General features: G+C 58.8%; 16 protein-coding genes. 8 read left to right on the top strand and 8 right to left on the bottom strand.

All coding sequences use genetic code 11. From position 1 onward, the window contains the following. Nucleotides 1-18: 18 nt before the first annotated feature. Entirely contained in the window at nt 19-1,746 is a 1,728-nt protein-coding gene (locus F6X40_RS23595) for an EAL domain-containing protein (protein ID WP_187629430.1), read from the top strand. A gap of 12 nt (nt 1,747-1,758) precedes the next feature. On the opposite strand, the gene F6X40_RS23590 is transcribed toward F6X40_RS23595, so the two are convergent. The 4 genes from F6X40_RS23590 to F6X40_RS23575 all read right to left on the bottom strand — a co-directional run bounded on the left by F6X40_RS23590 (nt 1,759) and on the right by F6X40_RS23575 (nt 6,020). Then, nucleotides 1,759-2,904: a heavy metal-binding domain-containing protein gene (locus tag F6X40_RS23590; RefSeq protein WP_222946143.1), complete on the bottom strand. Its 1,146-nt coding sequence runs from the start codon at nt 2,902-2,904 to the stop codon at nt 1,759-1,761. A 115-nt stretch (nt 2,905-3,019) separates the two neighbouring features. Then, a complete protein-coding gene (locus tag F6X40_RS23585; protein ID WP_187629429.1) occupies nt 3,020-4,102 on the bottom strand; it encodes a hypothetical protein in 1,083 nt (360 codons plus the stop codon). A gap of 529 nt (nt 4,103-4,631) precedes the next feature. Continuing rightward, entirely contained in the window at nt 4,632-5,156 is a 525-nt protein-coding gene (locus F6X40_RS23580) for a glyoxalase superfamily protein (RefSeq protein ID WP_187629428.1), read from the bottom strand. Nucleotides 5,157-5,504: 348 nt separating this feature from the next. After that, complete coding sequence (locus F6X40_RS23575; RefSeq protein WP_187629427.1) at nt 5,505-6,020, bottom strand: hypothetical protein; 516 nt, start codon at nt 6,018-6,020, stop codon at nt 5,505-5,507. A gap of 171 nt (nt 6,021-6,191) precedes the next feature. Here F6X40_RS23575 and F6X40_RS23570 point away from each other — a divergent pair, with 171 nt between their 5' ends. Beyond that, nucleotides 6,192-6,812 (top strand): HAD family hydrolase, encoded by a 621-nt coding sequence (locus F6X40_RS23570; protein ID WP_187629426.1) that lies wholly within the window; start codon nt 6,192-6,194, stop codon nt 6,810-6,812. 64 nt (nt 6,813-6,876) lie between these two features. Beyond that, nucleotides 6,877-7,665 carry a metallophosphoesterase gene (locus F6X40_RS23565; protein WP_187629425.1) on the top strand — a complete coding sequence of 263 codons (789 nt, stop codon included), beginning with the start codon at nt 6,877-6,879 and terminating at the stop codon, nt 7,663-7,665. Nucleotides 7,666-7,796: 131 nt separating this feature from the next. Here the strand turns inward: F6X40_RS23565 and F6X40_RS23560 are convergent, their stop codons facing one another. Further along, nucleotides 7,797-8,039 carry a hypothetical protein gene (locus F6X40_RS23560; protein ID WP_187629424.1) on the bottom strand — a complete coding sequence of 81 codons (243 nt, stop codon included), beginning with the start codon at nt 8,037-8,039 and terminating at the stop codon, nt 7,797-7,799. A 265-nt stretch (nt 8,040-8,304) separates the two neighbouring features. Between F6X40_RS23560 and F6X40_RS23555 the strand changes: the two genes are divergently transcribed. The 3 genes from F6X40_RS23555 (at nt 8,305) to F6X40_RS23545 (ending at nt 11,701) form a co-directional block, all read left to right on the top strand. Further along, on the top strand, nt 8,305-9,027 hold the full coding sequence (locus F6X40_RS23555; RefSeq protein WP_316251840.1) for an AAA family ATPase: 723 nt from the start codon (nt 8,305-8,307) through the stop codon (nt 9,025-9,027). A gap of 154 nt (nt 9,028-9,181) precedes the next feature. Beyond that, a complete protein-coding gene (locus F6X40_RS23550; RefSeq protein WP_187629422.1) occupies nt 9,182-10,930 on the top strand; it encodes an ATP-binding protein in 1,749 nt (582 codons plus the stop codon). 96 nt (nt 10,931-11,026) lie between these two features. Then, nucleotides 11,027-11,701: a hypothetical protein gene (locus tag F6X40_RS23545; protein ID WP_187629421.1), complete on the top strand. Its 675-nt coding sequence runs from the start codon at nt 11,027-11,029 to the stop codon at nt 11,699-11,701. Between the two features lie 221 nt (nt 11,702-11,922). On the opposite strand, the gene F6X40_RS23540 is transcribed toward F6X40_RS23545, so the two are convergent. Then, nucleotides 11,923-12,606, bottom strand: coding sequence for a hypothetical protein (locus F6X40_RS23540; protein WP_187629420.1), 684 nt, complete (start codon nt 12,604-12,606; stop codon nt 11,923-11,925). A gap of 88 nt (nt 12,607-12,694) precedes the next feature. Here F6X40_RS23540 and F6X40_RS23535 point away from each other — a divergent pair, with 88 nt between their 5' ends. Then, complete coding sequence (locus tag F6X40_RS23535) at nt 12,695-13,279, top strand: DUF262 domain-containing protein (RefSeq protein WP_187629419.1); 585 nt, start codon at nt 12,695-12,697, stop codon at nt 13,277-13,279. 82 nt (nt 13,280-13,361) lie between these two features. Here F6X40_RS23535 and F6X40_RS23530 read toward each other — a convergent pair whose 3' ends face one another. After that, a complete protein-coding gene (locus F6X40_RS23530) occupies nt 13,362-13,874 on the bottom strand; it encodes a hypothetical protein (RefSeq protein ID WP_187629418.1) in 513 nt (170 codons plus the stop codon). Nucleotides 13,875-13,883: 9 nt separating this feature from the next. Continuing rightward, nucleotides 13,884-14,309 (bottom strand): hypothetical protein, encoded by a 426-nt coding sequence (locus tag F6X40_RS23525; protein WP_187629417.1) that lies wholly within the window; start codon nt 14,307-14,309, stop codon nt 13,884-13,886. Between the two features lie 438 nt (nt 14,310-14,747). Here F6X40_RS23525 and F6X40_RS23520 point away from each other — a divergent pair, with 438 nt between their 5' ends. Next, on the top strand, nt 14,748-15,557 hold the full coding sequence (locus tag F6X40_RS23520) for a radical SAM protein (protein WP_262421521.1): 810 nt from the start codon (nt 14,748-14,750) through the stop codon (nt 15,555-15,557). The last annotated feature ends 1 nt before the right edge of the window (nt 15,558 follow it).

Raw genomic sequence — 15,558 nt, 5'->3', positions numbered from 1 at the left:
CGTTTCTAGGGGAATCCTTTGTCTACCTTGTCGCGCGACTATCTGTTCCAGAAGCTTGATACCGGGGAGGTGCGCTGGCGCGTGTACGCTAACGAGCTGATGTTGCATCTGTTCGGACGGTCGGGCGATTGGCAGCAGACGGTGGCGCTGACAGGTGAGCAGTTTGAGTCCGTCTCGCGTTTCGGCATCTCAACGTCGGTGTGTAGCTTGCGGGTTGAGTCGCCCGAAGGAACACTGAACATTCTTCTAGTTGGGCGTCAACGGGAACCCGGGGTTTGGGGAGGCACCGCTACGATTGCGTCAGAGAGCGTCAAGGCGGTGGTTCGCGAACTACGGCATTCGCTTGCGCTTGCCAAAAGAGGTGCGTTGCCGATAAGGCTGCCGGCCATTGTCGGAAAAGCTAACTCCCTTCAGCTTTGGGGGCGGTTCGTGCCGGCGCGGCACGGTTCAGCGCGAGCGACGCGCGACGCACTGACCGGCCTGCCAAATCGCGCAGCCGCTCATCCCCGCCTCGAGCTCGCGCTGAAGTCGGCACCTGAAAGGCGCTTCGCGTTGCTGCAGATTGGCCTCGACAATTTCAAGCGTGTAAATGAACACTTCGGCCATGACGCCGGAGACCGGGTGCTGCAGGGAGTTTCAGCCGCCTTGAAGGCGTGCGTGGGCGAGAGCGCGATGCTCGCGCGCATCGGCGGCGACGAGTTTATCGTCCTGGCCGAGGTCGACGAGCAGTATACGGGCCTCGAGGGGTTGGCGAATCGACTGATAGAAGCCCTGGGCGAGCCGTTCGACATTGGTGAAACTAAGCTTTACACCGGCTGTTCGATTGGTATAGCAGTGTCTCCCCAGCATGGCACGACTCGCGAAGAACTCGCGCGGCATGCCGATATGGCGCTCGACGCCGCCAAATGCGCCGGTAAAAACACCTACAGACTCTTTACCGCAGAGATGGACGACAGAGTCTCTGAGTACGTGTGGCTTGACCAAAATCTTCGTAAGTCGCTGGAAAACCCCGCGTTCGAGCTTCATTTCCAGCCGAAGATATCGCTGCGCAACGGCGCGGTCGAAAGCGTGGAAGCGTTGGTGCGTTGGAATAGCCCTGAGAAAGGCCTCTTGCGGCCCGACTCATTCATCCCTTATGCAGAGGAAACCGGCCTTATTGTTCCCCTCGGCAAGTGGGCGCTGAACGCGGCCGCGCGGCAAGCACGAATCTGGAAAGATGCCGGCCAGCCGTTGCGGGTGGGGGTCAATCTGTCCGGGCGACAGTTGCGGGACCCACGCCTCTTTGCCGACTTCGAAAGGGCGCTTGCCCTCAATGACTTCAGCGAATCTCCGCTCGACATCGAGCTGACTGAATCGTGGCTCATCGAGGACCAGGCGTGCGCTCTTGAGCTAATCGAGAAGTTTCACAGTCGGGGTGCCCAGGTTCACCTGGACGACTTCGGAACGGGGTACTCTTCGCTATCGCGTCTTGCCCAACTGCCCCTGGATGCCCTCAAGATGGACCGAAGCTTTATCGACACCGTGCAGTCGGACGTACGCGCGCAAGCACTGGTCCGGTCCATCGCTACCGTCGCGAAGGAGTTGAACATCGCGGTCATCGCGGAGGGCGTCGAAACGGCAGAGCAAGGGAAATTCCTTGAGCACATCGGCGTCGAATATGCCCAAGGATACCTGTACGCCCGCCCTATGACCGCGAAACGTTTTGAGAAATGGCTTGCCGCGTGGAAAACTGACAAGCCCTCGTGAAGGTTTGTAGCCCTATTCCCGTTGCGAGTCGCCACTCATCATCGAGTCAAATGAGTTCCGGAAGGTACGGCGGTGCGCCACAGCAGCTTGAGCCGGAAGAACCGGGCTTTCTGTCGTCACGCCATCGGCCTTGCGAACCGCAGTGCCCACGGCGAGGAACTCGACAATGCCACCGCCGAAATCGTGGATGTACAGGTCCGTACCAAGAATTTCGTCTGCGCCGGCAGCTTGTGCTTCCTGCTCGAGGAGGTCCAGCGCGTGCTCGCGAGCCTCGTACATCATCGAGGTCAGTTCAGGAATCTCGCCCCGTTTGAAGCTCTTGAAGAATGAGGTGATGCTGCCAGCGAGTCCAAGCGAGTAAACGGCGGTGCCCATTACGATTTTGACGGGTACGTAGCCCATTTGTGTCAGGCTCCACAGCTCGTCACAAGTCAGGTCGCAGCTGACGGGGGATGAAGCGTTGATGGCCGGGTGATACGCGGCCGTGCCCGTCATCAGCATTTCGTGGAATCCCATGAACGGAAGAAGGTCGATTTCCACGCCGACTACTGCATTTGCGCCCGCCGCCTTCGCCTCGGCCAGCATCCGTTGTAACGCAGAGTGCCGGGTCTGGTTCAAGATGGCGCTGAATTCAGGAATCTCGCCGCGCATCATCGATTTCAACGCGCCAGAGAGGGAGCCGCCCATGCCCACTGAGTATGCGATGTTGCCAAACGCAAACCGGCGCGGCTGATAACCAGCGTCCATCATGCAGAACAGCTCTTTGCCGTCGAACGAGGAGGTAAACGGATGGTGCGAATCGTCGCGGGAATGCACTGCCGAACCTGTGGACAGGAAGTCCATATAACCTTCGAATGACGTCAGTTCAGACATCACGCCAGTAATACCGGTCGCCCCGACCTGGTCAGCTTCCGCCTGGAGACGCGCGAGAGCCGCGTCCCGGCCGTCTTTTACCAACTTGGTCACTTGAGGGCATTCGCCGCCCGCCAGATTGCGCATCCCCGCGCCGATAGAACTCATGAAACCGAGGGATTGCACGCTGTTACCTATGACCATTTGCCCCGGCCGAAGGTTTTTTTGACGCAGACAAAAGGCTTCGTTACCTCCCAAACCGCTGATGACCATTGAGCGCTGTGTGGCCGAATGTGGTTTATTCATGTTCAACTTTCTCGTTAAAAGGTTTTGTTTATGTAGGCTGCTCACCTTTCGGCGGCAAATAGATAGCTTCACGGCTAACGGAGGCAGGAGAAATCCCGCCTCCCGACTCACTCGCTTAGAAGAGCTGAACCGCGCTGCCCTCCTCAAGTGCAAGTTCGAACGAATCACCGTGCTGCGGCGCGCAACTCTCCGCCGCTGGTGTGCCGTCGGAGCCAGGCGCCGCTGCGTCGGCCTCGGGTTCTGCCGCGCCGGCGGGCGTCTCTTCTTCCGGCTCATCTGTGGCGAAACAACCGCGCGTGTTGACTGCTGAAGCCTGCATGAAGTTGAAGTATTGTTCTTGGTGGTACTCCGCGTGTGCGGCTTCCACAGCCTGGGCAGCGGGACTGTGGGGTGCCTGGAGATACTGTTGCCAGAAACGCCGCCAGAGGTCCAGCATGCCCGGCGTTTCCCAGACGAGCATAGGAATCACCAGGCTCGGCGCCCGCTTTCCGATAAGCCGCAACAGCTCCTTGCAAAGAGGCAGCGTACCCGTCTCTCGGCAAAAGCTCTGCAACGCAGTCCGGGCGCGAGAGTTCGGTTCCAGGCCGGCGCAAATAAAGGACTCGCTGATGTGCTGCACCCGCGAACGCGTGACTCCCGGCGCATGTACGAGCAGCGGGAGGACGTTGTCGGGGTCGCCTTTGACGATATCGTACGGCCCGCTCATCAACGAGACAATCCGGTTCCACTGCTCCGGGGGAAGCGCTGGATGCCCCTCGTCGCGGCGGCGCACCACGTCTTCATATGTCAGGGCGCCCTTGACCTTGTTAATGCGGGTCGAGATGACGGCAAGATTGCCGGGCGCATACGCGCCGTCGTTCAGAACCCGGTCGACCGACCAGTCTGTAGGCAGACCCGTCGAGCGCGTGAGTTCGACAAGCGAGATGGGGCAAATGGATACGTCGATGCTTTCCAGATAGTCGGGCGTCACCTCGGGGTGAACGAGCCGTTCCCGCAGCAGTGCGTTCAGTCGCAACTGCAGCCATTTCCGCTCATAACGGCTTGGCCGCGTCACCGTGACCATCCGCTCTTTAGCGGCATTGAAGCCTTTCTCCACTGACGACGGGGCCGCCATGTTCGGCGTAATCCCGAGTGCGTAGAAGTCCCAGCCGAGTTCGAAACCCGTCTTGTCTATGTCAAGTGCTTCATTCCAGGTCATGTCGAGGTCTCCTTCGCGACGTCTGAAGCCCTGTCGTCGCACAAAGGGCCTGCCGGATGCGAGCCGCGCCGCCGAGGGATAGGCCAAAACAGCTGGTCCGCGTGCCGTAGGGCACACGCCATCTAGGTGCGGGTCTTTAGCAGGTGTTAACGGCGTTGATTCTAGCATGCACAACGCCTTGTGAATTAGTAAAGGGACCAGTTGTAAAGGAAAAATCTGGAAATGGCAGGCTGGGTGGGCCTGTGAAGTGTCCGTATCCGTTACAAAACATAAGAAGCCCGCTTGCAAAGAGCGATGCGTGCTTGTAAAATCATTTACATGTTGCTAACCCCCGTAAGCAACATTGGCTTTCCCTCTCTCAGGTTGAGCTGTTTTTTTAGGCCCGCTGCGACACCGCGCGGGCCATTTTTTTGTTCGCTGCACCCAACCGGGGCCGTCGCGCGGGACAAAGAAAAACCGCCAGCAGAGCTGGCGGCAAATAAACATCACGAGGTGGGCTACGACCGCGAAAGATTGATTGGGGCTAACGTCAGCCACCTAACGGTTCGTCTTCATCTTCACCCTCGTCCGGTTGACCTGTGGCTTTCATAAGCAGGTCGCGCAGAACGTCCGAGTCTTCACTGCAGCCCTCATATCCCCCAACGAACTGGTGAAACACGCTCGAGACGATTTCACGAGGAAGCTCCCCCTCAATCTCGTCTTCCCTCATGTTTTTCAGGTGGTCTACCCCGAAGGTGTATGGTGCGCACCACTCTTCAAAGCTCTTGAGCCGCTCGACGAGCGTTGCTCGTTCAGGCGTGTTCTCGGGGATAAACTTCAGCGCCTCGGCTGCAGCGGAAAGCAGGTTACTCACCTCGCAATCCTGTGGCAGGAAGTCGAACTGCACTTCTCGCGACTGCGTGGTCTTGCGACCGTGGGCGGTGTTCCAGCAGCTGTCGCCGCGCGCGTGTGCAACGACTTCGAGCGAGCGCGAGTGGTTCAGGCGGATTCCTTGACCTGCGAGGTGGTCCGCGACGCGGCGTGCTGCTGCTTTCATTTCCTGATTGTTCGACATCTTGGTTCTCCGATACAGGTGGCCTCTTACTTCGGCACTCCCTCTTACCGACACAAGGCCACCCTAAGGTTGACCGCATTGTCGAAAGAAAAATGTGTTATCCCTATTCGCGCAAGCCTTTCGGCCGGGAGTGGCAGGCGGGGCCCGGGTGGCATAACCACTTACAGTGTGTAGACACCTCCAACGGCGGCCCTTGCCCGGTCACAGGCGCACTGCCCGGCAAGGGACCTTTGACGGCCTCCCACCCTAAAGATTTCGAGGCTTTCCGCACGAGGCCGGGTAAACGAAAAAGACCTCCGCAGTGCGGAGGTCTGAAAAATCAGCCGGATAACCTTCGAGCGGAGCGAACTAGAACCCTTGTGCAACCGGCTCGAGTGTCGATGCGGACTTTACCGTCACAGGCAAAATTGCCGGGTCCGGTTCATCCAGAGGTATTACTGCGCGCCCGTCTTGCCCAAAAACCGTGGCGAAAGACAGATAGGAAAGAAAGACCTTAATCGTGCGCTCGCGATAAGCCACCTCTTCGCGTGCGTCGATGCTCTGGAATAGTCGTTTGACGTGAAAGGCAAGTTCCTCCGACTCCTGACCGCGCTTTGCTTGTTGCGGCTGTCCACCGTCGACGGAAGCCGGTGTAGCGCCATCCATCTCGATGAACCTGTCGGTAACCTGTTGCACGAGGTGCTTCATGACGATGCCGAGCATGACCTCAAATACGTCCCGCTCCGTTGCGCGACCGTTGTTCGGGTCGCCGAAGCAACGGTGTGCGACAAGGCGCTTCAAATCGTCAATCAGATTGTCGCTGCGGGCATAGTGGTACTTGGCGTACAGCCAGAAATGGCTGTCGGGATTTACGGGTTTGCTCATGGACATGCTCCTGAATAATTGGCCTGGTAATCCGTGTAGGGACCTGGCAAGCGCGACGTTATCCAGCTTGCGCAACTGTTGGCTGGCGGCCGGCCGGGCTTCAGTGCGGACACCCCCTTTCTGACCACATCGCTACACGGTTTCTCAAAGGAAAAGAGGCCGCATTCTGCCATGACCCGGTTCCATGCTGTAAAGGCTGTTGCCTTCGATTGCTTCGGCACGCTTGTGCATTTCAGCCTGCCTCCCGAAGCATTCGCGCGGGTACTTGAGTCTCGCCGTCGCCACGACCTGCCTGCGCGCGACGTAATGCGGCGGCGCTGGACGCTCTTCGAGGCAGCCGAGGCGTTCGAGGCAAACCTTGGGGATGCCGAGCTGCTGGCGCTTCAGGAACGGCTCGATGCTGAAATAGCATCCGTTGAGTTGTTTCCCGAAACGCGTGACACGCTTTTGACTCTCCGAGAACAGGGGTATCGGGTTGCCGTGTGCTCGAACCTTGCCATGCCCTATGCCCGCGCGGTTGACCGTCTGGTTTCCGACCTCATTGATGCCCGCACGTGGTCATTCAACGTCGGCGCGACCAAACCCTCTCCCGTCATCTATTCGGCGCTGTGCGAATCCGTTCGGTGCCCGCCGGCCGAGGTACTCATGGTCGGGGATTCGCTCCATGCGGACTATCAGGGTGCCCTCGATGCGGGGCTGGCCGCGCTGCATCTGGTCCGCACGGGAAGCCCATCCGGAATGCACCAGGTTCGCACGCTCGCAGAAGTCCCTGCCATGCTCAAGAAATGTTAAGCTTTACAAATTCCCCGCGCTACCGGCAACTCACGTCCCGCGCGCTTTCACATACGGAAAATCCATGAAGTTTCAAGTAGCGTCCGACCTCCACCTCGAGTTTCTCCAACGACACTTCCCCGGCTACCGGGTCATTGAACCCAATCCGGAGGCCGATGCCTTGATATTGGCCGGTGACATCCATTCGCACACGCATGCCTTGGACGCCTTTGCTGGCTGGCCGGTCCCCGTCTTCTACGTGCATGGCAACCATGAAATGTACGGAGCCCACTATTGGGGGCTTCTCCAGCAAATGCATGACAAGGCTGCGGCGAACGGAATTCACCTGCTTGACGACTCGGAAGAATCGCTAGGCGAAATCCGTCTCCTCGGGGGGTGCCTGTGGACTGATTACGCTTTCGCAGGTGACCCTTCGATGGGAATGCATCTCGCACAGCGCAACTTGAATGACCACCGGCTCATCCGCGCGGGGGGAAATGCGCCATTTCGCGCGGCAGACGCGCTTTCCGAGCATCGAAAGACACGCGGGTGGCTGAGCAAGAAACTGGCAGAGCCGTTCGAGGGAAAGACAGTGGTGGTGACTCACCACGGCGTGCACGCGAATTCAGTTCACCCTCGCTTTCAAGGCAGCGACCTGAACGGAGCCTTCGTTAGCGACCTCACACGCCTCGTGGAAAAAGCAGACGTCTGGATTCATGGCCACGTTCATAATTCTGCTTTTTACTCCGTCGGGAAATGCCGGGTCGTCGTCAACCCGCGTGGTTATCCGTTGAACCTCGGACTCGCGGGTGCAGTCGCAGATATCAAGTGGGAGAACCCGGAGTTCGACGCAAGCTTGCTGGTAGAGGTTTAAAGAGTGGCTTTACAGCAGCATTGGAATGACCTGCTGTAAAGCTCGGCAAAAGAAAAGCGCCCGTCAAGCCAGGCTTGGGGCGCTTTTGCAATCAAATGAAGCGGGTTAACTGAAACCTGGCCGGTTCGCGCTCACTCAACGAGCAGCTCGGCTGCGTCGCGCCCGCGACTCAATGTTACGATGAGCGCATCAGCATCGTATCCTGCGTCGACGCTCGCCTGCCGGTGCTTGTAGCGCCGGAGAAGCGACCGATTGACCAGGAAGCCTTGTCCGCGAAGCTCAGCCTGAAGCTCGTCGAGCCATTCGGGTGCGCCGAGAATGACGAGATTGTGTGGCTGTTGCTCCATGCGAACGCCGGCCAGCTGCTGGTCCAAGGCATTCTGGACGCGCTCCCGCAGTAGCTCGAGGGAGGTGCCAGTGTTCGTCGGTTGCGCACGGTGGCGGGGCGATTTGATTGCGCCGTGAAAGTCGGCGGCACTAATGGGAAGCATTCTTGTCCTTTATGGGTGTTGCGTAAATTTTGTATAGGCACATCCGGGTTTGGGCCATGGGGGGCCGCATTTGGCTATACCGGCGTAGGCCCATAATGTAAACGAATTCCAGAGGTATTCAAAATCATGTTAACTCCAATCGAAAGAGCTGTTCCCCCGCGTCCGGCGCCGCCCCCTGCTTCCCCTCACCCGTATCACCGTGTTGGTCGGACCGAACGGCAGCGGCAAATCGACCTTCCTGGACGCGTTTCGCGAGCTGGTTCTGACTCCGAACCCGCGCTGGACGGAGGAGTCCGCGTTGGTGCTCCCGACTGGCGACTGCAAGGCCGTGATGTTCATGTCCAGCGAGCTGGATAACCTCCGGCTGTTCGCCAAGCGTGACCATCGTGGCCGGCTCATGCCCAACGGTTCAATGACGGGCCGTGAGCTGGGGGTCGCGATGTTGCAACGTGAAATGTCCCATGGGCAGGCACGGTACAGCGAGATGCAGGATGTGTTCAAGAGTGACGAATTCGACGTCGTGGTACTCGACGAACCGGAAAGTGCCTTGGACCTGGACGGACTCGGCTGGCTCCATCGCGAGGTCCGGAAAACGACGAAGCAGGTCATCATCGCTACGCACAACCCGCTGCTACTAAGCCTGGAGCGGGAGCACGAAGGGTCAGTGCAAGTGTTTGGCAACGACCCCGACTACGCGGAGCGCATCATGGCGGTGTACGAGCGCGTGCTGACAGGTAGAAGCTTTGGCAAGGTCGAGGCGCGGTTGCCTCGGCACGCGGTCTCAAAGCGCAAGCCATCTACCAAACCCCCTCGCCCGCTTCGACCGCCGAAGGAAGTGCTCGACATGGTGAAGCATTGCAAGACGGTGTGAAGCGCAGGACCTACCTTAATCGCAGTTGACCTTTATTTAGCCGCCGGCGCCTTGTGCGCCGGTTCTTTTTTAAGCGGGGTTGACGCCAACGGGCGTCGGCGCCGCGTGGATTCCTATACCTCGAAGGACCAACTTCCTTAACGAGGACAATACGATGGGACAGAATCAGGAATACCAGAACTTCGAACTCGACCCGGCAATTTTGTGGGACATCATCAGGTCGCAGGCTGGAACCCGGGACAAGGCATTGCTGGAAATCGTCATGAACTCGGTCGATGCCGGCGCTACCCGCGTTGATATCACGCTCAACGAGCGCGGCTTTGGTGCTACCGACGACGGTAAGGGCTTCGCGGACAAAGACGAGATTTTGCGTTTTTTCAAACGCTTTGGTACTCCGCACAAACAGGGCGACGCAAAGTTTGGTCGCTACCGTATGGGTCGAGGACAAATCATGTCGTTCTCCTTGAATAGCTGGAGAAGCAGCACCTTCCGCATGGACGTCAACATCAAGGAAGGGTTGGGTTTCATGCTACACGAAAACCTGCCGTTCCAGACAGGTTGTGTCATCGAGGGGCAGTGGTACGACAAGCTTCGGCCATCCGACTTTCTGGTCCTTAAACAAGGCCTCGAGCAGCTGTGCCAGTACATCCCTATTCCGGTGTATCTCAACGGCGAACGCATTTCCGTCGAGATGGATAAGGAGAAATGGACGCTGGTCGATGACGATGCCTATTACCGGCTTCGTCTCGACGGAAACTCACTGACGGTCTACAACCAGGGCGCCCTCGTTCGAGCTTATCCCAGCGGCCAGTTTGGCGTAGGGGGCGTGGTCGTGAGTAAGGGCCAATTGCAGGTGAATTTTGCCCGCAACGACATCCTGCTTCAGGAGTGCGAGGTCTGGAAGCGTGTTGCCGCGAAGCTGCGAGCATACGCGCGCGAGCGTCAGGAGAAGAAGCCCGTGATGGACGAGCCGTATCGCACATCGCGCGCGTATGCGCTCACATCGGCTGACTTTCCGAATGCGATTGAGTTCGCGCAGGCGGTGGACGGCGACAAGGTCCTCACAGACATCACTGGTAAGCACCTGTCGTTCGGTGAGCTCGTCAGCCGCGTCAGCAAGTCGGCGAATAAGCTGGTGATGAGTCCGCAGGCCGGCAGCGTCATTGCTGACAAGGTGCATAAGTCAGGCTTGGCAGTCGTGCTTTCCCCGAAGACTCTGGAACGGTTCGGCGCACGTACCTTGCCGGACCTGCTCAAGCGAGTTATCGACGCGGGCACGGCGCGGTTCAACGCTCCGCATCTCGTTGGAAACGTGCAGTTCGCGCTCGCAGCATACCAGGAGTTTGAGTTCGTTGCTGCGTCGCTGAGTGAGAACTACGAGCCGGTGGAGGATAAAGCGCTGAGCGCGAAAGAGTTGATTGTGTTGCGCGCCATCCGCGAGGGCCACGAGTCGATGTTCTGGCAGTTGCGTTCGCGCTTTCATGGCAAGAAGCTTCGCCAGATTCGCATTGGGGAGTCGGACACCGCTGCCGCGTGGTACACGGGAGCAGACGTTATCTTCCTTAACAGGGAGAACTTGTCTTTACCCGGTCACAAGGGTGCTCTGGTTCCTCACTTGACGAAGGTGGGGGCGTACTTGATTCACGAGAACCTGCACGACACCCAAAGCGCCGCCGCGCATACGCATGGCGAAGAGTTCATGATGGAGTTCCACGAGCTCGTCGTCAGCGGCGCATTAGGGACCTTCGTGAATCGTGCGATGGACGCTTATCTCGTGCTGAAGGTCAAGGAAGCGAAAAAGACGACGCTGGGCGACCGCAAGGAGATGGACCGTCAAGCTGCGCTCGAAGGTGACCTGCCTGAGGAAACGTCGATAACAGAAGGCTCGCTCCTTCCTCTTTGATGATTGACTCGCCCCCGCGATTTTTGCGGGGGCGTTTCTTTCGGCTGGTCCGCTTCGCTATACCGGATTCACGAGGCCAACTTAGGAGAAAACCGTATGTCGTGTTATGAATGGGAATCAGGGACGCTAGTTATTCCGTCGGCGGATTGGGCAAAGTTCAAGGCTGCACTGCGCGACGCTTTCAACAAGGCGCAGACGCATGACTTCGAACTTGCGCAGAAGGCATACGACGCCCTGCTCGCAGACGCAAAGGGCAAGCGGGGCTACGACTGGCTTCTGAACTTCAAGCGCCTGCTCACGGCGTCCCAGCAGTCACCGCTACGATACACCTACGGCGAGGTGAAGGTTTATCCCTTCAAGTTGCGCTCCGCCGAGGAGGTGTTCTACTTGCTTACGCCGAATCCTGCGAAGCCCGGCGACAAACCGCGCCGCCCTCTGAAAAAGGACTTTCCTTTGGCAACGGGCAAGACGGTGGAATTTGACGCTGGCGACGGAGGCATTACGCTCATCGAGGAAGGCCGCTCTGTACGCTGGGCAGTGAGCGAAGGCAATCGCGCGTGCGAGCGCGCACGTGAGTCGTACATGGGCAAGCGCTTTTTCGAGTTGCTGCGCACCGTTAAATGGACGCGTGGAAGCGGTGGTGACATCGTTGGAAACAATGAGTACAACCGGGACGACATGGAAGAAGGTGGTGGGGGTAACTTGGTGACAGGCTCGTACGGGCCTACGTCGAAGGACGGTTTTCGCAGTTTCCGTGTCCGTCTTTACTAGCCCGCAAAAAAGCTGCATCATTCGAGTCCCCGTCAGTTCGCTGGCGGGGCTTTTCTTTCGAGTTCTGCTGTTCGCAGCCCGTCTCCGCAAAGTGGTATTTTTCGTCGGCTCTTCTAGACGCGCGCCCGGCACCTGACCGCAGTCGTTATCGGCCGCCTGCTCGCGTAGGGGGAGCGACAAAAAATCCCCCGGGAAGCAAGCTTGCCGGGGGATTACGCAAATCAATTTACAGCGGTGTTGCTGCCAGCGGCTTCGCGGGCCTCGTACTCGAGAACCTCTAGTTCGAGCAAGAGGGTGAACTCCGCATCGAGACCCAAATCACCCACGGATGACGGAGTGACAGGAAGATTGAACGTGTAAGTGGCAACCGCGCGCACATAACCCTCCATCACCAGTTCAGCAGAAGCCGGACCGCCGTAGCGTTTAACCACGTCGGCGCGCCGCTCCTGAAGCGCGGTAACCAGAGTGCGCAGGATTGTCATGCCCTTCTCCACCTCGCCGGCCTTGATAGCCTCGTACGCCACAATCTCTGGCGCAGTGGGGAGCGCCGCGTGCAACTCTACTTCGTGCACGGTGCCCGGCACGTAGTCGCGCAACGCCTCATGCACGTCGTACTGGTGCAAGCCCAGCGTCTGCGCACGCAGCCGGGCCGTCGACAGGTGGTCGATGCGGCCGTAGGAGAAACCGTCGAGACCAGAGCTGTAGTTCGGACCTTCGCTGGAGAAGCGCGCGATTACGGTCTTTTGGAAATGGCCTCCGTGGTAGTACAGGTCGCAGGAGCGCCCTTCCTCGTTGACGTACCGGCCCAAAAAGGCGCAGGCGTTGCAGTCGTGCTGGAATTGCGGGGTTTCGCCGGCGGGTGCAACCAGATTAAGGTTTTCCGGGATTTGCGGCTGGTAGCTCATAATGCCCTCAAAGAAATTGAATGGTCCAGCCTCGTATAGCGTCTCGGCGCTATACGAGGCTAGGCACAACCATTTTTCAAAGGACACAATGCGAATCGACTTAATACGCAAGGACGCCAACGAGAACTCCGATGTCCGGATGCCTCGGCCGGACGTTCAGGCCACCCTTCGGCAGACCAACATCGAGGACCTCTTCAATCGACTCAGTCACTTCGAGGAAGACCGCGCACTGTACCCGTGGGCTGACCGGTTTGTGATGGGGCTTCCGCTCCCGTCATGGCAGCGAGCCTTCAAGTGGACGCACACGCAGCAGGTGCGGTTCATCGAAAGCATCTGGTTGGGAATGGACCTCGCGACGCACATGGTCAATGATTTCGAGATGTCCGACGGGAAGAGCTTCGACAAGTTCAGCAATATCGTCCTTGACGGGCAGCAGCGACTCAGGACCATTGAGCGCTACATCCTCAACGAGTTCGCGGTTCCTGACGAGCAAGGAAAACTTCGGCTTTGGTCGGACCTGGGCGTGCGGGAACGCCGGCGCTTCGCCAGAACCTCGTTTCCTCGGAACGAAACGAGGATTTGGGACGAGGCGACGCTCTGTGAGATTTACAATCGCCGCAACTACGGCGGTACTGCGCATCTGGAGGACGAACGCGCGGTGCCCGCAGGCTGACGCCGGCGGGCGGAAGGTAGCCGGCCCGCATTCGGCAGGCCAGCAAATCGGGATAACGGCCTCTCGACTTATTTAGCCAGCGCTACGCGCTGGCTTTTTCTTGGTCGCCGGGCGGCGCAATGCGTTCAGAGGGATGGTCGGCTAGCGCATCAAACCAGAAGGTGGTCGGCGCCTTGTTCTTCAGGTCCCACGCCTGGCTCCAGAAAACCGGGCTATCGAACAGCCCATAGACGCCCTTCTCCCGGACCAGCGCCAGTACGGGTGCAGTTTTGAGGGCGATGCCAAAGTAGCGGGCGGTCTCGACAAACGGCCAGGTTGTGTCGATTACGTGCCCGTCCCTGTCGATGCACCATGCATGCGAGACGGGCACCGGGTACTCCGAGAACGCCAGACCCTCGACGTACGTGAGGTCCGAACGCTCGGCGGCCAGAAGGGTCGCGTTCATGAAGCAGCTTTGCGGCTTCCCTCGCGATATGCCGGTCGGAAGCATAGACGGCATATAGGGCTTTCCGTGACGAGTCATCAGCACGGCCGGCACGTTGCCAAAGCGCGCCGCCGCCTTGAGATATGCAGAGATACCGTTCGCGTTTTCCATTCGCTGATTCTACATGACGGCGGCCGGTTCAACGTGTGAGAGAATGAGCTGTTCGAATGGCCAATCGGCATCAACCTGGTAAGACTTTGCCTCGGATACGGAGGCGTAGGTCCGGCCAGTCCGCCAGTAGTCCGGTTCGCTCGGTGCGTTCGCGTAGGGACGCACTATCACGGGAGACGCTTCCCTAAATTGTGTCGCGGTTACGTCCACCAGAAACCCCGCGCATGTCACGAACATGTGCGAGTCGTTCGCTGATACGTGAAGGAGCGGCTCCAATCCTGCCGTCTCACAAAGCCGATGAATGCGGGCCGAAGCAATGCCGCACATTCCGCCTAGGTCGAGGTCAAAAGGCTGCTCGGGATGGCTTCGGGCATATTCCTCTGCCCAGCTTCGAACGCCTGTTGCAATACCGCGCAGCGTCTGTTCCATGTCCATTGTTGGCCATTTGTTGTTGCTTGTTTGTAAAGTATAGTGGAGCTGCAGCGCGCCATCAAGGCCGGCGGGCGCGGCAGGCTTTACAAACACTCCATCTGACGGCAATCGAGGAGTACATCAGCGGCGGCTTGGCCGTTCCGGATGCGTCAGGAACACCGCGTCGCTGGTCGGAGCTTGGAAAGCGTGAGAGGCGCAGGTTTGCCAACATGACCTTTCCTCGAGCAACCATCGTGACGTACGACGAAGCACTTCTGCGCAAAACGTACAACCTTCGCAACTTCGGCGGCACAGCGCACGAAGAGAGCGAACGAGCTTAAGCTCGGCAGTTGATTAACCCGGCCCGCCTTCCATGGCGGGCTTTTTCTGGCGAGTTGATTCTGTCGAAGGCGAGCTAAAACCGGGCGATATACCCGATTTCTGGCGCTGGGTGCTTCTGCGATGGAATCGGGTTTTCTAGGCGTAAGATTTCGCCCAGTGCTTTTCGAAGGGTATCGGACGGGTGCAGTCGACATTGGTCTTGCGGACAGGCGCATCATCAGTGTGCCGTCACAATTGGGCTGCCGCGTGGCTTGTACATTCTGCATTTCGAGCGCGACTCGGCTGGTTCGCAATCTGAGCGCCGATGAGATGCTGCAACTTGTGCGGACGTGCCTTGACGGTGCGCCGCCAGACGACCGTCCAATTGAGCTCTCTTTCACAGGTGAAGGCGAGCCTGCGCTCAACTGGCGCGCCGCCGCACAGGTGTGCAGTGCACTGCCTGATATCAGCGCAAATTTCGACTGTGTGCGCTATTCCTTCTCCGGATTGGGAGCGGCGTCGCTCCTCGGGAAGCTCGATGGCGGCGGCTACCCTACCCGGCTTCAATTTTCGCTTCACGCCGCACGCGATAGTGTGCGCTCTGCGCTGGTACCTCGTACCGCGCCGCTGGCGGACATTCTCGAGGCCATGCGCCGGCACCAGTCCCAATTCTCGGGTGTGGAGCTCAATGTCGTCCTGCAGGATGGCGTCAATGACTCGGACGAAGACCTGGATGCGTTGATAAGCTGGGGGGACGCCGCGTGGCCTATCCTGCTGAACCCGCTCCTGAGCGACGGGACCGAGAAGATGGCGGCGCGTACAGAACACTTCCGAGAGAAACTGTTCGCTGCCGGCCGCGTCGTCCGGCAGTATCGCAAGATTGCGGCGCAGATAAGTCGAGAGGGCGTGTACCCCCTCATGACTGCGCGCGCGACAAAGGCTGCGTACTGAT

The sequence above is a fragment of the Paraburkholderia sp. UCT31 genome (genome assembly GCF_014397655.1).
Lineage (GTDB): Bacteria > Pseudomonadota > Gammaproteobacteria > Burkholderiales > Burkholderiaceae > Paraburkholderia > Paraburkholderia tuberum.
Note: the sequence above shows the minus strand (reverse complement) of the source record. Positions and strands in the feature narration are given on the sequence as shown.

Coding starts and splice junctions, on each gene's coding strand:
- F6X40_RS23565 (WP_187629425.1), top strand. CDS start 6,877: ATGAAGTTTCAAGTAGCGTCCGACCTCCACCTCGAGTTTCTCCAACGA.
- F6X40_RS23575 (WP_187629427.1), bottom strand. CDS start 6,020: ATGAGCAAACCCGTAAATCCCGACAGCCATTTCTGGCTGTACGCCAAG.
- F6X40_RS23540 (WP_187629420.1), bottom strand. CDS start 12,606: ATGAGCTACCAGCCGCAAATCCCGGAAAACCTTAATCTGGTTGCACCC.
- F6X40_RS23570 (WP_187629426.1), top strand. CDS start 6,192: ATGACCCGGTTCCATGCTGTAAAGGCTGTTGCCTTCGATTGCTTCGGC.
- F6X40_RS23525 (WP_187629417.1), bottom strand. CDS start 14,309: ATGGACATGGAACAGACGCTGCGCGGTATTGCAACAGGCGTTCGAAGC.
- F6X40_RS23520 (WP_262421521.1), top strand. CDS start 14,748: ATGGAATCGGGTTTTCTAGGCGTAAGATTTCGCCCAGTGCTTTTCGAA.
- F6X40_RS23545 (WP_187629421.1), top strand. CDS start 11,027: ATGTCGTGTTATGAATGGGAATCAGGGACGCTAGTTATTCCGTCGGCG.
- F6X40_RS23535 (WP_187629419.1), top strand. CDS start 12,695: ATGCGAATCGACTTAATACGCAAGGACGCCAACGAGAACTCCGATGTC.
- F6X40_RS23590 (WP_222946143.1), bottom strand. CDS start 2,904: ATGAATAAACCACATTCGGCCACACAGCGCTCAATGGTCATCAGCGGT.
- F6X40_RS23530 (WP_187629418.1), bottom strand. CDS start 13,874: ATGGAAAACGCGAACGGTATCTCTGCATATCTCAAGGCGGCGGCGCGC.
- F6X40_RS23580 (WP_187629428.1), bottom strand. CDS start 5,156: ATGTCGAACAATCAGGAAATGAAAGCAGCAGCACGCCGCGTCGCGGAC.
- F6X40_RS23550 (WP_187629422.1), top strand. CDS start 9,182: ATGGGACAGAATCAGGAATACCAGAACTTCGAACTCGACCCGGCAATT.
- F6X40_RS23585 (WP_187629429.1), bottom strand. CDS start 4,102: ATGACCTGGAATGAAGCACTTGACATAGACAAGACGGGTTTCGAACTC.